A 16,686-nucleotide genomic window follows, 5' to 3' on the forward strand; every position below is an offset into this window, starting at 1 on the left:
ATTCATAAGGAGGACAAGAAGAATGAATGAAGTAGAAAAATATATTAGAAGTATACCGGATTTCCCTGAACCTGGAATTATCTTTAGAGATATTACAACAGTAACACAGGATCCAAAGGGATTAAAGATTGCTATAGATTCAATGTTGGACAAGATTAAAGATATAGATTTTGACGTAATCGTTGGTTTAGAGGCAAGAGGTTTTATATTTGGAATGCCTTTAGCTTACTTACTTGGAAAATCATTTGTATTAGTTAGAAAAAAAGGTAAATTACCTTGTAAGACAATTTCAGAAAGCTATGATTTAGAATATGGAAAAGCTGAAATTGAGATGCATATAGATTCAATTAAACCGGGTCAGAAAGTTATTTTAGTCGATGACTTAATTGCCACAGGTGGTACAATTGAAGCAGCTATTAAGTTAGTTGAAAAATTAGGAGGAGAAGTTGTAGACAACCTGTTTTTAGTTGAACTGGCAGGACTTAAAGGAAGAGAAAAACTTTCAAAATATAGAGTAGATGCAGTAGTAACATACGATGGAAAATAAAAAGGATTGAGATATGACAGATTTAAACAAAAACATTAAAATTGAAAATCATGGAGTAATCCCAAAAGAAGAAGAGCAGGCGACACCTGAAGAATTATATGCAAGATTAATTGAAAAAATTAAGCACTATCATCCATCAGCAGATGATCTAAGAATTATTGATAAGGCATATAACTTTGCAAAAAAATCACATGGCGACCAGAAAAGAAAGTCTGGAGAACCATACATTATTCATCCGCTTCATACAGCTTTAATATTAGCTGATTTAGAGTTGGATAAAGAATCAATTATGGCAGGTCTTCTTCATGATGTAATGGAAGATACAGCCGCAACCCGCGAAATAATGATTAAGGAATTTGGCGAAGAAGTAACTGACCTGGTTGATGGCGTAACAAAACTTACTAAATTAGATTACGATGTTGATAAGGTGGAAGAGCAGGCAGAAAATTTGCGTAAAATGTTTTTGGCAATGGCAAAGGACATTCGAGTTATATTGATTAAGCTTGCGGATAGATTACATAACATGCGTACGCTTATGTATATGACACCTGAAAAACAGAAAGAAAAGTCAAAAGAGACAATGGATATTTATGCGCCAATTGCTGACAGACTAGGTATTTCTAAAATTAAGATTGAATTAGATGACTTAGCTTTAAGATATTTAGAGCCTGAAAAATACAAAGAATTAGTTGACGGTGTTCATGAAAGATTAGAACATCGTGAAGAGTTTATGAGTAACTTAATTGCTGAGGTGGCAGGCTATATTGAAAAGGCAGGCATTAAAGCAACAATAGATGGTCGTGTAAAGCATTATTTTAGTATTTACAAGAAAATGACTATGCAACACAAGACTTTGGATCAGATTTATGATGTTTTTGCAGTAAGAATTATTGTTGACAGTGTAATGGAATGTTATGGGGCGTTAGGTATAATACACGAGAAATATACTCCTGTGCCGGGAAGATTCAAAGACTATATTGCAATGCCAAAGCAGAATATGTATCAGTCACTTCATACAACATTAATTGGACCAAACGGGCAACCATTTGAAATTCAGATTAGAACATACGAAATGCATAAAACTGCTGAATATGGTATCGCAGCTCATTGGAAGTATAAGGAAAATATTACAGGTGACGGCGATAATGAAGAGCAGAAAATTGCCTGGTTAAGACAAATTCTCGAATGGCAGAGAGACATGTCAGATAACCATGAATTTATTAATCTTTTAAAAGATGATTTGAATATGTTCTCTGAAAGAGTGTACTGTTTCACACCAAATGGTGATGTAAAGAATTTACCAAGCGGTTCTACACCAATTGATTTTGCATACAGTATTCATAGTGCAGTAGGTAATAAGATGGTTGGTGCAAGAGTTAATGGCAAGATGGTTAATATCGACTACAAGCTCCAAAACGGTGACAGAGTGGAAATTATTACATCTAATAACTCTACAGGTCCAAGTAGAGACTGGCTGAAGGTTGTTCAGAGCACACAGGCAAAAAATAAAATTAATGTTTGGTTTAAACAGCAAAATAAAGAAGAAAATATAGTAAAAGGTAAAGAACTTATTGAAAAATATTGCAAGGCAAAGAATATTAATTTATCAGAAATATTAAAGCCTGCATATATGGAAAAAGTTCGGTTGAAATACAGTTACAAAGAGTGGGATTCTCTTATTGCTTCAATTGGTCATGGTGGCTTAAAAGAAGGTCAGATTGTAAATAAACTTCTTGATGAATACGAGAAGGAACACAAGGTTGAAGTAACAGACGATGATGTATTAAAAGACACAAACAATAATAAGGCAAATGTCCCAAGAAAAAGTAATTCTAAGAGCGGTATTATTGTTGAAGGTATGGATGACGTAGCAGTTAGATTTTCTAAATGTTGTAGTCCTGTACCAGGTGATGAAATTGTGGGCTTTGTAACAAGAGGACGTGGTGTTTCAATTCATAGAACAGACTGTATCAATATTATGAATCTTCCTGATATTGAAAGAGGTAGATTAATTGAGGCAAGCTGGGCTGCTGACGAAGGCAAGCAGGACGGCAAATATATGACAGAAATTGTTATTTATGCAAACAACAGAGTCGGTATTTTGACAGACTTGTCAAGAATATTTACAGAAAGAAATATTGATGTAAACAGCATCAATAGTAGAACAAGCAAGTCTGACATTGCCACAATTACAATGACATTTGCAATACAGGGTACAGAAGAATTAAACAGCTTAATTGCAAAAATTCGAACAATTGACAGTATCATTGATATCGAGCGAACAAGCAGTTAAACGTTGTAATTGACATTTTGTAATGTGAAAAAATGAAGACAATTGTTATGTTATGGAAATTAATTTCTTCACTGTGGCAACTGACAAAATTAGAAGAAAGTGCTCTAACGCCGTCGGTTCATCAAGGCAGCGTAGTCGGCTTGATAGAACCGCTACGAGCGTTTGGCAGCGGGAGCGTGCTTTCGTTAATTTGTCAGGTGGCACAGTGGGTATAGTGTAGTGGATAACAATTGTCTTCCATTTTTGAAAAGGAGAAATAGATGGGAAATATCAAAATTAGAAGCGTATTAGTTAGTGAATGCTATACTAACTGTTATTTATGTATGAACACAGATACAAAAGAAGGATTTATTGTTGATCCCGGTGATGATGCTTTAAAAATCAGTGTTAATGTTAGTAACATAGAAATGATTCCAAAAGCAATTTTGCTTACACATGGTCATGCAGACCACATTAGTGCTGTAACGGAATTAAAGGAAAAATATAATATTCCCGTATATGCTTCTGAAGAAGAAGACAGGCTTTTAGTAGATACAAGAGCAAATTTATCATCAATGTTTGGAAATCCTGTAAGCATTTGTGCAGACAAATATTTAAGAGATGGTGATAAGTTTACTATTGCAGATAAGGAAATTAAGTTTATTTTAACGCCTGGTCATACGCAGGGAAGCGGTTGTTATTATATAGCAGAAGATGAAGTTTTGTTTAGTGGTGACACACTTTTCCATCAGAGTAGAGGTAGAACAGATTTTCCAGGGGGAAGTGAAGCGGCAATTATCAGATCAATTAAAGAAAAATTGTTAGTGCTTCCAGGGGAAACAACTGTTTATCCGGGACATATGGATATGACAACTATAGATAACGAAAAGGTATATTATTAATGATAGACATTCAGATAGAACCTAAACAATTTGAATATGATATTCAGTCAATGGTGCAGGCTTTTTATGTGGGACAGCCTTTTAAAATTAATGAAGATTTAGAGGAGTCATACAGAACACTAAAAGTGATTTTTCAGGAAGAAAAAATTACTGCATCATTGTACGATGAGGCCAAAAAGCTTTTTGAAGACGAAATTTGTTGTGACTTTCAGGATAGAAGGGAGACAAAAAACGCTCTTAAAAAGCTTTTGTACTGTTTAATGAGAAAAGATATAGGACATGACCTGCCTTGGGGCAATTTAACAGGTATCAGACCGGCAAAAATTCCGGGTATGTTAAAAGAACAGGGACTTTCAGATGAAGCAATAAGAAAAGAAATGAAAGAAACATATTTTATTTCTGATAACAAGTTGGACCTGGCACTGGATGTTTCAAACATGGAACATAAGGTACTTTCAAATGTTAATTACAAGGGCAATTATAGTTTATATGTGGGTATACCATTTTGCCCAACAACTTGTCTTTATTGTTCATTTACATCCTATCCTTTAAACAGATATAAGGAAAAAGTAGATGCTTATGTGGATTCAGTTATTAAGGAATTGAGATTCCTAGGTAAGCAATTACAGGATAAAGAACTTAATTCAGTATATATTGGTGGTGGTACGCCAACCACACTTGAACCTGCGCAGTTAGACAGATTAATAAATGCATTAAAAGATAATTTTGATTTCAGTAATGTAAAGGAGTTTACTGTTGAAGCAGGCAGACCGGACAGCATTACAAGAGATAAATTAATGACTTTAAAAAAACAAAATGTTTCAAGAATTTCCATTAATCCACAGACAATGAATCAGGAAACTCTAGATATTATAGGTAGAAAACATTCAGTCAAACAGGTAATACAGGCTTTTAATTTGGCAAGAGATTGTGGCATGGATAACATAAATATGGATTTTATAATCGGTCTACCAAATGAAACAGAGGACATGGTTAAATATTCAATGGAACAGGCTTTGAAGCTGGCACCAGATGGTATTACAGTACATTCCCTGGCATTAAAACGTGGTTCAAGACTTAACATGAACAGACAAAAATATTCAGATTTAAATTTTGATAACAATACAAAGTTAATGGATATTACAAAAGAATATGCTTATGAAATGGGTATGAAGCCATACTATTTGTACAGACAAAAAAATATGGCAGGTAATCAGGAAAATGTAGGTTATTCATTGCCCGGTAAAGAAGGAATTTACAACATACTTATGATGGGAGACTATCAGAATGTATGGGCATGTGGAGCAGGAGCAGTTACAAAACTACTTTCTTCTGACAGAAAAAGTGCCACTAGAATTGATACATTGAAAAATGTAGACCAGTATATTGACAGAATTGACGAAATGATTGAAAGAAAAAGAAGTTATTTTGTAAATTAATAAAAGATACAACACTTGTGTTCTTTTCTATTTAATAGTAAAATATACAAGTTAGAAAAATATAAGGAGCAAAAACATGGCTTTAAGTAAGAAACCGGTTACAGGAATGAAGGATATTCTTCCTGAAGAAATGAAAATAAGAAATTATGTACAGAATGTAATTAAGGAAACTTATAATGCATTTGGATTTACTCAGATTGAGACACCTTGCGTGGAACACATTACAAACCTGACAAGCAAACAGGGTGGAGAAAACGAAAAGTTAATTTTTAAGATTTTAAAAAGAGGAGAAAAGTTAAACTTAGAAACAGCTACGGAAGAAATGGATGTAGTTGATAATGGTTTAAGATATGACTTAACAGTTCCTCTTGTTAGATATTATTCAAAAAATGCCAACGATTTACCATCACCATTTAAGGCATTACAGATGGGAAATGTTTGGCGTGCAGACAGACCACAAAGGGGAAGATATCGTCAGTTTATGCAGTGCGATATTGATATATTAGGTGATCCAAGTAACTTAGCTGAAATTGAACTTATTTTAGCAACAACAACTACACTTGGAAAGTTAGGATTTAAGAATTTCCAGATTAGAATTAATGAAAGAAGAATTTTAAAGGCAATGGCTTCATACAGTGGTTTCCCTGAAGAGTCATTTGACAGCGTTTTCATTATTCTTGATAAGATGGACAAGATTGGTTTAGAAGGCGTTAAGGAAGAATTAATTAAATACGATTTCGCCCCTGAATCAGTTGAAAAATATATACAATTATTTGAAGAAATTGAAAATCAGGCAGATCCTATTGGATACCTGGCAGATAAGCTTGGAGATTTCATGGGTGATGATGTAAAACAGTGGATGGATGAAATTATAGACAGTGTTAAGGCTACAAAGTCATCTGATTTTGAAATTGTATTTGATCCAACATTAGTTAGAGGTATGTCATATTATACAGGAACAATTTTTGAAATAGCAATTCCTGAATTTGGCGGCAGCTGCGGTGGCGGTGGTCGTTATGACAAGATGGTTGGTAAGTTCACAGGTCATGATGTACCGGCATGTGGTTTTTCAATTGGATTTGAAAGAATTGTTTTATTATTAATGGAACAGGGCTTCAAAATTCCTGAAGATTATGACAAGGTTGTATACCTTATTGAAAAAGGTGTTGAAGGCGACAGACTTTGTGAAGTTATTGCACAAGCACAGGAAGAAAGAAAAACAGGTACACAGGTTCTTGTAACAAGAATGAACAAGAATAAAAAATTCCAAAAAGAGCAGTTAAAGACACAGGGCTTTGAGAACTTTAAGGAATTTTATAAAAATCCGTTAAAATAGGAGGAAAAGTTATGGCAGAGTCAATGCAGGGACTTCACAGAAGTCACAGATGTACAGAAGTAAGTAATAAAAATATTGGTGAAACAGTTACAGTTATGGGCTGGGTTCAGAAAAGAAGAAATTTAGGAAGTCTTATTTTTATTGATTTAAGAGATAGATCAGGAATTCTTCAGTTAGTATTTGACGAAAATGATAAAGAAGTTTTTGAAAAAGCTAAAAATCTTAGAAGTGAGTTCGTAATTGCAGTAGAAGGTGTAGTTAGAAAGCGTGGCGGCGCAATTAACGAAGATTTAGCAACAGGTGATATTGAAGTTACAGTTAATACACTTCGTATTTTATCAGAATCTGATACACCACCATTTCCTGTTGAAGAAAATATTAGCACAAGAGAAGAATTAAGATTACAGTACAGATATCTTGATTTAAGAAGACCATCATTACAGAAAAATATTAAGTTGCGTAGTGATGTTACAACTTTTATTAGAAAGTTCATGCAGGGTGAAGGTTTCCTTGAAATCGAAACACCAACTTTGTGTAAAAGCACTCCTGAGGGAGCTAGAGACTATTTAGTGCCAAGTAGAGTACATCCGGGAGAGTTCTATGCACTTCCACAGTCTCCACAGCTTTACAAGCAGTTACTAATGTGCTCAGGATTTGACAGATATATGCAGATTGCAAGATGCTACAGAGACGAGGATTTAAGAGCCGACAGACAGCCTGAATTTACACAGGTTGATATGGAATTATCATTTGTTGACATTGATGATGTTATTGATGTAAATGAAAGATTATTACAGGCTATGTTTAAGGAAATTTTAGGCGTGGATATCCCACTTCCAATGCCAAGAATGACATGGCAGGAAGCTATGGACAGATTTGGTTCGGATAAGCCTGATACACGTTTTGGCATGGAATTAATTGACGTTACAAAAGTAGTTGAAGGTTGTGGCTTTGGCGTATTTACAGGTGCTATTGAAAACGGTGGTACTGTTAGAGGTATTAACGTTAAAGGTCAGGGACATATGCCAAGAAAGAAGATTGACAAGTTAGTTGACCATGCAAAAGGAAATGGAGCAAAAGGTCTTGCTTATCTTTGCATTAACGAAGATGGTACTTACAAGTCATCATTTGCAAAATTCATGACAGAAGAAGAATTAAATAATTTAGTAAAAGCAATGGAAGGTGAACCTGGAGATTTACTTTTGTTTGCAGCTGACAAGAACAAGATTGTATGGAACGTATTAGGCGCACTTCGTTTAGAGCTTGCACAGCAGCTTGAATTAATTCCGGAAGATAAATGGAATTTCTTATGGGTTGTAGAGTTCCCACAGTTTGAATGGTCAGATGAACAGAACAGATATCTTGCAATGCATCATCCATTTACAATGCCTATGGAAGAAGATTTACAGTATCTTGATACAGACTTAGGAAAGGTTAGAGCTAAGGCTTACGATATTGTGTTAAACGGTACAGAACTTGGTGGTGGTAGTGTTAGAATCCATCAGGAAGACATTCAGGAAAGAATGTTTAAGGCATTAGGCTTCACAAATGAGGAAGCTCATGAACAGTTTGGCTTCTTACTTGATGCATTTAAGTATGGTGTTCCACCACACGCAGGACTTGCTTACGGACTTGACAGATTAGTTATGCACATGGCAAAAGAAGATAACATTAGAGAAGTAATTGCTTTCCCTAAGGTAAAAGATGCTTCATGTTTAATGACTAATGCACCAAGCCCTGTTGATTCAAAACAGTTAGAAGAATTAGCAATTGACATTGTTAAGCCGGAAGAAGAATAATTGTGGTAGATTATTACAAAGAGCAGTAATGTGTTAATAATCGAAGTCAATTCTAGATTTAGCAGATAGAAATTATATAGCTGAAATATATAGAATACCGATAGTTTTCCTAGGCGCATATTAGATATGTGCAAAAGAGAATTATCGGTATTTTTTGGAATAATAATTTAATTCGAAATTTCTTAGTATATGAATGAGGTCCCACTATGTATGCATATTTTATTACATATAGCGAAATTTTCTAAGCTCATCCTGAAGCTTGCCGGCATATTCAGCAAGCTCATTATACTGTTTCACTATATTTTCCTGAGTTTCTTTCAAATTTTGAATTTCGTTTTCTTTTTCTGACAAAAGATTTTGCACATCAATTAAGCAGTCGCTTTTTTCTGATATAACTGATTTTAAATAATTAATGTTTTCAGTTAAAGTATTGATTTTTTCTTTGTCCTTATGAGAAGTGTCGGTACTTACTAATTTTTTCTCAGTACTTAAGTAGTAATAACTGTCATTTAGAACAATACCTATTTTTTCATTAGCCTTAAAAACATCGAAGCCCTTGTTGGTGGAAACATTACGTTTTATGAGACAACTTTTTTCAGGACAACTTGATAATATATAATAAATTTCATACTTATTATTACTTTTATTGTGATTACAGTAGAAAATATAAAGCTCGTTTTGGCACATTAAAGGTGAAATATTTACTATTTCCATTTGATGTGAAGAGTCCCCTAGGGGGATAGACAAAAATTCCGTAAATCTGTCCCTGTTTAAAACCGCAAGTTTCATTTTATTATCAGTAGAAATATAATACACATATTGCTTATTACAGGAAAAAACGTCAAAATCTCTTCCAACATCATTAAATAAAAGTCCTTTTGGAATAATTTTCCCTCTTGCCGCAGTATACATATAAACTTTTTCGTTTTCTATGTACAAAATAATTGGTTGTCCGTTTTCAAATGCTAAAATTTTATACAATGAATTACTCCTTTTTTGAAATATTAGTATGATTAAAGGTTAGTACACAGATGTAATTAAAATACAGGTGAATCCCATTATTGTATATATATTTATTAGCTTTGTTTTTTAGAACAATAAAAAATGAAACGCATAAAATATATAGAGAAAGACTAAAAAAGGAGATAAACATGGAAAAAGAAAAATGTTGTTGTGAGCACAAATGTGGATGTCGCAGAGATGTTTGTAATGATGCTATTTGTGGAATGCCTGAATTTCTATCAATATACGCACCGGTTGTGTATGATGAAGTGGGAGTGAATGTTTGTAGGGAAGTAACTATTCCGGCAGATGTATTAGCTAATTTTCCAACTACAGAATGTGTTTCCGTTGATGTAATAAATATTGACTTAGCAGACACAGATGATGCAGTATCTACAATAGATGACTCATTGAGACCAAATTGTTTCAAAATTACCTTAACTAATATTTCAGTTACTTTAAAGATCAAATTATACGACAAGTGCCATAAATATTTAGGTTCAACTACAATTACAGTAAATTATTTACCAGGTAGCACAACAAGTACAGATTACGATTATTATAGCGAAAAAACAAATCCTTCAAATGTAACCTTTGAGTTGTTTGCACCTTACGGTGTTGGCATAAACGAGGGTGGAGATTATTATTTTAACATTGTTGGTATGTATGAGAATAATAATGCTGTAGTAAATGGAGTAAACTTAAGCGGAACAGCTAAAGCCATAAACTTTGATGAAGTGACAGGTGTATTTTCAGCAGGACTTTCTTTATTTGTCAGAACTCTATACTATGAAGTATATGAAATACCCTATATTGGCAAGTCAAAACCTGTAAAGGTAAATTTAAGAGACAATTCAGAAAACGCATGCATTAAATTCGTTGAAAGTGGACTTTTGTCAAAAGAAATAAAACCATTAGAACTTGCACCACCAAAATGTGAGGGCAGACTAAAGAAAGAAAAAGAGAAATGCTGTTATAATGACTGTAAATTACAAATCAAGAATCCATGTGATGATAAAAGACCAAAAGAAGATTTTGTAGATGAAGAAGACGAAAAAGATTAAGAAAATAGTTATTTTTTTAACAAATTACTACAAATTCTAAAAAAATAATTTTAAAATACACTGTATTATGGTAAAGTAATATAAGATTAAAGCTGCATCGAAAGATGCAGCCGGTCTTAAGGACATTAGGAGGTAGATATATGTTTTCATTTGATGAAGTAAAAAATGCAGATGCGGAAATTTATGCTGCAATGGCAGACGAAATGGGAAGACAGCGTTCTCATCTTGAACTTATTGCATCTGAGAATTTAGTAAGTAAAGGCGTTATGGCTGCTATGGGTAGTCATCTTACAAATAAGTATGCAGAAGGATATCCTGGAAAAAGATATTATGGTGGATGTGAATATGTAGACGTTGTAGAACAGTTAGCAATTGACAGAGCAAAGGAATTGTTTGGATGTACATACGCAAATGTTCAGCCACATTCAGGAGCACAGGCAAACTTAGCTGTATTTTTTGCTTTAGTTAAACCGGGAGATACAGTAATGGGAATGAGTCTTGATGCAGGTGGACATTTAACACATGGTTCAAAGGTTAATATTTCAGGAACATATTTTAACATTGTATCTTATGGTGTAAATGAAGACGGTTATATAGATTATGATCAGGTAAGAAAAATAGCTGTTGAAAACAAGCCAAAATTAATTGTAGCAGGTGCAAGTGCTTATGCAAGAAAGATTGACTTTAAGAAGTTTAGAGAAATTGCTGACGAAGTTGGTGCATATCTTATGGTAGATATGGCACATATCGCAGGTCTTGTGGCAGGTGGACAGCATATGAGTCCAATTCCATACGCACATGTTACAACAACTACAACACATAAAACATTAAGAGGACCTAGAGGGGGTCTTATTCTTTCAAGTGAAGAATTTGCTTTAGAACACAAATTAAACAAAGCAGTATTCCCTGGAATTCAGGGTGGTCCATTAATGCATGTTATAGCAGGAAAGGCTGTATGTTTTAAAGAAGCATTATCAGATGATTTTAAGGCATACGCAAAGAACATTGTGGATAACGCACAGGCTTTAGCAAAAGGACTTACAGACAGAGGATTTGATCTTGTATCAGGTGGTACAGATAATCATCTTATGTTAGTAGATTTAAGAAGCAAAAATATAACAGGTAAAGAATTTGAAATTGCACTTGATGCAGCAAATATTACATGTAACAAAAATGCAATTCCAAATGATCCACAGAAACCTGGTATTACAAGCGGTGTAAGAATTGGTACACCTGCCGTAACAACAAGAGGCTTAAACACAGAAGATATGGATGTTATTGCTGAATGCATGGCAATGATAGCAGAAGATCCACAGGGCAATTGTGAAGCTGTAAAAGCAAAAGTAAAGGGATTAACAGACAAATATCCTTTATATGAATAAAAAGCCTGGTCAAAACCTAAGAAGGTAAAAATCAAATAATTTGTGAAAAGGAAACTGTGAAGAAATTCTTTGCAGTTTCTTTTTTGTATAGATATTAATTAGTTGGAAATAATTAACTATATGAAGAAAAATATATTTTATAATTTTTTAAAATGTGGAATTATTGGTTGGTGCATGGAAGTTGTTTTCACATCAATTCATAGCTTCAGAAAAAAAGATTACCGACTAATGGGGCATACATCTATATGGATGTTTCCAATTTATGGCATGGCATCAATAATTAAGCCCATCAGTTTTAAATTGAAAAAACATCATGTAAAAAGAACCGAGCGTGGGCTACTGTATACACTGGGGATATTTAGTGCAGAATTTATAAGTGGCTGTATGTTAAAAAAAGCGTTTAAGTGTCCTTGGGATTATAGCAAGTGTAAATATAATATTAAAGGAGTAATTAGACTTGATTATGCACCAATATGGTTTATAGTTGGTCTATTTTATGAAAATGTATTAAATAAAGAGTCAAAAAATAAGAGATAGTAAAACTAAGTTCACTATCTCTTAAATATTTTAAATTGAAGTATTTGTAAAATTTACTTATAAAAATCAACAATCTTGTCAATTCTAGCTGTCATATTAGTAAATAGCATATCCACTAAAGTAACAGCAACCATGGATTCTACAACGACTACAGCTCTAGGTACAATAATAGGATCGTGACGACCTTTTATGTTGATGCTGATGTTTTCACCGGCTTTGTTAATTGTATCCTGACTTCTTGCAATAGAAGGAGTAGGTTTAACTGCTGCGCGTAAAACAATTTGTGAACCATCGCTCATACCACCAAGAATACCACCTGCATGGTTTGAAGTTTTTTCTATAGTGTCATTTTCAATTTTAAAACCATCATTATCTGTTGAACCTGTTAGTTCTGCAACTTTAAAACCGTCACCGAACTCAATACCTTTAATGGCGCCAATTGACATAACAGCTTTTGCAAGATTTGCATCTAATTTGTCAAATACAGTTTCTCCAACACCTGCAGGCATGCCATCAACTAAACATTCAATTATGCCACCAACAGAATCCTTTTCTTCCATTTTTTCTTTTAATAATTCGGCAGCTTTTGCTGCGGCATCATTATCCGGCATGTACATTGGATTATTTGGAATTTCATCTTTTTTGAATTTACTATAGTCAATTTCCACATTACCAATAGATTTTGAATATGTTGTAATTTCAATGCCAAGAGATTCAAGAATCTTTGATGCAATAGCTCCGGCAGCTACTCGACCGATAGTTTCTCTTCCTGAAGAACGGCCACCACCTCTGTAATCTCTAAAACCATATTTTTCGTCAAAAGTAAAATCCGCATGACCCGGTCTGTAGTATGAAGCAATGTCAGTATAGTCCGCTGAATGATGATCTTTGTTTTTTACAATCATGGAAATAGGAGTACCGGTAGTTTTTCCGTTAAATACTCCTGATAAAATTTCAACCTTGTCATCTTCATTACGCTGTGTAGTGAATTTTGACTGACCTGGTTTTCTTCTATTTAAAAACTTCTGAATATCCTCTTCACATAAATTAATACCTGCAGGGCATCCATCTACAACAACCCCCAAAGCTTTGCCATGAGATTCGCCCCAGGTACTGATTTTAAATATATTTCCGTATGTTGAACCAGCCATAATAGTCTCCCTTTTGTTAAATTCTTGTCCAATTATAACAAGGAAATAAAATAATATCAAATTAATATAAGTAAAATAATAAAATATATTCTTGCTTTAAATTGTCATAAATAATATAATTAATAAAGTTTGTAAAAAAATGAGGTTAATTATGTTTAAAGTATTAGCAAAAGATGGCAATGCCAAAAGAGGAGAATTTACAACAGTTCATGGCACTATTCAGACACCGGTGTTTATGAATGTTGGAACAGCGGCAGCTATTAAAGGAGCGGTAGCCGCAGAAGATTTATATCAGATAAAAACACAGGTTGAATTATCAAACACATATCATTTACATGTAAGACCGGGAGATTTGGTTGTAAAGAAAATGGGTGGAATTCATAAATTTATGAATTGGAACAAACCTATTCTTACAGATTCAGGTGGATTTCAGGTATTTTCACTTGCAGGTCTTAGAAGTATTAAAGAAGAAGGCGTACATTTTAGATCTCATATAGATGGACGTAAGATTTTTATGGGACCTGAAGAAAGTATGCAGATTCAGTCAAACTTAGCATCAACAATTGCAATGGCCTTTGATGAATGTCCATCAAGTGTGGCATCAAGAGAATATATGCAGAATTCTGTTGACAGAACAACAAGATGGCTTAAAAGATGTAAAGTAGAAATGGACAGACTTAACACTTTAGAAGATACAATTAACAAAAATCAAATGTTATTTGGTATTAATCAGGGTGGAATCTACGATGATATTCGTATTGAACATGCTAAAAAGATTTCAGAATTAGACTTGGACGGTTATGCAATTGGTGGACTTGCAGTAGGTGAAACGCATGAAGAAATGTATAGAATTATCGAAAGTGTTGAACCACATCTTCCAAAGGACAAGCCAATTTATTTAATGGGTGTTGGTACACCTTCAAATATTTTGGAAGCAGTGGAAAGAGGTGTGGATTTCTTTGACTGTGTATATCCTGCAAGAAACGGTCGTCATGGTCATGTTTACACAAATAAGGGTAAGTTAAATTTATTTAATGCAAAATATGAAACAGATCCATCACCTATTGAAGAAGGCTGTCAGTGTCCTGCATGCAAATATCACAGCAGAGCGTACATAAGACATTTGTTAAAGGCAAAAGAAATGCTTGGTATGCGTTTATGTGTATTGCATAATTTGTATTTTTATAATACAATGATGGAGGAAATCAGATATGCCATAGAGGCAGGAAATTTTGCAGAATATAAAGCAAAAAAACTGGAAGGTTTCAAAGAAAATGACAAAAAATAGATACATCTTTGTATCAAAAACATATTATGAGGAGGATTTATAATGAATTTATTAGCAGCAGCTAGTGCAGGCGGAAGCTGGGTTATCATAGTAGTATATGTAGTAATCATTATTGGATTTATGTATTTCTTAGCTATTAAGCCACAGAAGAAGCAGGAAAAGAAACAGAAGGCATTAATGGAAAGCGTAGAAATTGGAGATAGTATTCTTACAACAAGTGGTTTCTATGGCATGGTTATTGATGTAACTGAAGATACTGTTATTGTAGAATTTGGTGGAAACAAGAACTGTCGTATACCAATGCAGAAAACAGCAATTGTTGACATTGAAAAAGCAAACGCTTAAGAGACATTTTATTTTATATAGATGTTGTGATTAAAAAGCCTTTGGTGGTAGTGATGCCACTGAAGGCTTTTTTCTGTAATAAAAAAACGTTCCGCTATGGATGCACACTCGCACGAAATGAAAAATGTTTCTGATAAAATCAAGGTGGAAGTAAAAGACAAAAATGGAAATGCAACAGAGACCAGCTATCTCCATTAAAATTGCTTAATGTTAAATTCATTGCTGATAAACATGGAAAGGAATTGTTGCAGGAATAGCTATGTCTGCTGTTGCAGGGGCTGCAGAAGTATTTGGAGTGATTAAGAATAAGAAATATAATTAAATATAATGTTTAAAATAACTGTCACAGTAATCGTAAAAATTATTGTGACAGTTTTCTTATGTTAAATATAATCAAGAAATACATTATATATGTATGGTTGAAATATGACGGATTTTAAGGTATAATTTTACGAGTTAATATGGCACGGTATATCTTTTATAGCATATTAATTTAAACTAGATAGAAAGAAGGAATTACAATGAATTTTAACGTTGCAGTTATTCCCGGTGACGGAATTGGCCCTGAAATCGTAGCAGAGGCAAGAAAAGTGCTTGACGTCGTCGGTAATAAATTTGGACACAGCTTTAACTACACAGAAGTGGACATGGGCGGTATTTCCATTGATAAACATGGCGTTCCACTTACTGATGAGGCACTTGAAACAGCAAAGTCAAATGATGCTGTGTTATTAGGAGCCGTAGGAGGTGTAGTTGGTAAAGACAGTTGGTATGAATTACCACCTAATCTTAGACCGGAAGCTGGACTTCTTGCAATTAGAAAAGGATTAAATCTTTTTGCAAATCTCAGACCTGCATATCTTTACAAGGAGTTAAAGGATGCATGTCCACTTAAAGAATCAGTGGCAGATGCTGGATTTGACATGATTATTGTAAGAGAGTTAACAGGTGGTCTTTACTTTGGAGAAAGAAAGACAGAGGAAGTTAACGGAGTCCTTACAGCAACAGATACATTAACATATAACGAAAATGAAATCAGAAGAATTGCAATTAAGGCATTTGAAATAGCAATGAAGAGACGTAAGAGCGTAATCAGCGTTGACAAGTCAAATGTTTTAGACAGTTCAAGATTATGGGACAAGGTTGTAAATGAAGTAGCAAAGGATTATCCTGAAGTTACTCTTACACATATGCTTGTTGATAATTGCGCAATGCAGCTTGTAAAAGATCCTGCACAGTTTGACGTTGTAGTAACTGAAAATATGTTTGGTGATATTTTATCAGATGAAGCAAGTATGGTAACAGGTTCAATTGGTATGCTTTCATCAGCATCTCTTAGAGAAGATAAGTTTGGTATGTATGAACCAAGTCATGGTGCAGCTCCTGATATTGCAGGACAGAATAAGGCAAATCCTATTGCTACAATTTTATCAGCAGCCATGATGCTTAGATATTCATTTGATTTAGATAAAGAAGCTGATGCTGTAGAAGCAGCAGTTCAGAAGGTTCTAGAGGATAACATTCGTACAATTGATATTATGTCAGAAGGAATGACATTAGTTGGTTGTAAGGAAATGGGTGATGAAATAGCAAAACGTATATAATACATATTTATATTGACG

At 33.9% G+C, this 16,686-nt stretch carries 14 protein-coding genes; 12 read left to right on the forward strand and 2 right to left on the reverse strand.

All coding sequences use genetic code 11. The features are described 5' to 3' along the window. Positions 1-22: 22 nt before the first annotated feature. The 6 genes from ACZM4J_RS04180 to aspS all read left to right on the forward strand — a co-directional run bounded on the left by ACZM4J_RS04180 (position 23) and on the right by aspS (position 8,295). Positions 23-547, forward strand: a complete 525-nt coding sequence (locus ACZM4J_RS04180) for an adenine phosphoribosyltransferase (protein WP_022165018.1) — start codon at positions 23-25, stop codon at positions 545-547. Between the two features lie 13 nt (positions 548-560). Continuing rightward, on the forward strand, positions 561-2,840 hold the full coding sequence (locus ACZM4J_RS04185; RefSeq protein WP_022165017.1) for a RelA/SpoT family protein: 2,280 nt from the start codon (positions 561-563) through the stop codon (positions 2,838-2,840). 260 nt (positions 2,841-3,100) lie between these two features. Further along, complete coding sequence (locus ACZM4J_RS04190) at positions 3,101-3,721, forward strand: MBL fold metallo-hydrolase (RefSeq protein ID WP_022165016.1); 621 nt, start codon at positions 3,101-3,103, stop codon at positions 3,719-3,721. After that, entirely contained in the window at positions 3,721-5,160 is a 1,440-nt protein-coding gene (hemZ, locus tag ACZM4J_RS04195; RefSeq protein ID WP_022165015.1) for a coproporphyrinogen dehydrogenase HemZ, read from the forward strand. Before ACZM4J_RS04190 ends, hemZ begins: the two co-directional genes overlap by 1 nt. Before the next feature lie 76 nt (positions 5,161-5,236). Continuing rightward, a complete protein-coding gene (hisS, locus tag ACZM4J_RS04200) occupies positions 5,237-6,496 on the forward strand; it encodes a histidine--tRNA ligase (RefSeq protein ID WP_022165014.1) in 1,260 nt (419 codons plus the stop codon). A gap of 11 nt (positions 6,497-6,507) precedes the next feature. After that, positions 6,508-8,295, forward strand: a complete 1,788-nt coding sequence (gene aspS, locus ACZM4J_RS04205; protein WP_022165013.1) for an aspartate--tRNA ligase — start codon at positions 6,508-6,510, stop codon at positions 8,293-8,295. Between the two features lie 222 nt (positions 8,296-8,517). Here the strand turns inward: aspS and ACZM4J_RS04210 are convergent, their stop codons facing one another. After that, positions 8,518-9,276, reverse strand: coding sequence for a hypothetical protein (locus tag ACZM4J_RS04210; protein ID WP_302689983.1), 759 nt, complete (start codon positions 9,274-9,276; stop codon positions 8,518-8,520). A 170-nt stretch (positions 9,277-9,446) separates the two neighbouring features. Between ACZM4J_RS04210 and ACZM4J_RS04215 the strand changes: the two genes are divergently transcribed. From ACZM4J_RS04215 to ACZM4J_RS04225, 3 genes are all read left to right on the forward strand, one after another. After that, positions 9,447-10,361, forward strand: coding sequence for a hypothetical protein (locus ACZM4J_RS04215; protein ID WP_022165011.1), 915 nt, complete (start codon positions 9,447-9,449; stop codon positions 10,359-10,361). Between the two features lie 140 nt (positions 10,362-10,501). Then, entirely contained in the window at positions 10,502-11,743 is a 1,242-nt protein-coding gene (gene glyA / locus ACZM4J_RS04220) for a serine hydroxymethyltransferase (RefSeq protein ID WP_022165010.1), read from the forward strand. A 120-nt stretch (positions 11,744-11,863) separates the two neighbouring features. After that, the gene (locus tag ACZM4J_RS04225) at positions 11,864-12,280 is read left to right on the forward strand and encodes a putative ABC transporter permease (protein ID WP_022165009.1); all 417 of its coding nucleotides are present in this window, start codon (positions 11,864-11,866) and stop codon (positions 12,278-12,280) included. 53 nt (positions 12,281-12,333) lie between these two features. On the opposite strand, the gene aroC is transcribed toward ACZM4J_RS04225, so the two are convergent. Beyond that, the gene (gene aroC / locus ACZM4J_RS04230) at positions 12,334-13,431 is read right to left on the reverse strand and encodes a chorismate synthase (RefSeq protein ID WP_412334810.1); all 1,098 of its coding nucleotides are present in this window, start codon (positions 13,429-13,431) and stop codon (positions 12,334-12,336) included. A 151-nt stretch (positions 13,432-13,582) separates the two neighbouring features. On the opposite strand from aroC, the gene tgt reads away from it, so the two are divergent. From tgt to leuB, 3 genes are all read left to right on the forward strand, one after another. Continuing rightward, a complete protein-coding gene (tgt, locus tag ACZM4J_RS04235; protein WP_489485659.1) occupies positions 13,583-14,719 on the forward strand; it encodes a tRNA guanosine(34) transglycosylase Tgt in 1,137 nt (378 codons plus the stop codon). Positions 14,720-14,761: 42 nt separating this feature from the next. Beyond that, positions 14,762-15,064: a preprotein translocase subunit YajC gene (gene yajC / locus ACZM4J_RS04240; protein ID WP_022165006.1), complete on the forward strand. Its 303-nt coding sequence runs from the start codon at positions 14,762-14,764 to the stop codon at positions 15,062-15,064. A 521-nt stretch (positions 15,065-15,585) separates the two neighbouring features. After that, positions 15,586-16,668, forward strand: coding sequence for a 3-isopropylmalate dehydrogenase (gene leuB, locus ACZM4J_RS04245; RefSeq protein WP_022165005.1), 1,083 nt, complete (start codon positions 15,586-15,588; stop codon positions 16,666-16,668). The last annotated feature ends 18 nt before the right edge of the window (positions 16,669-16,686 follow it).

Source organism: Eubacterium sp., from assembly GCF_057858645.1.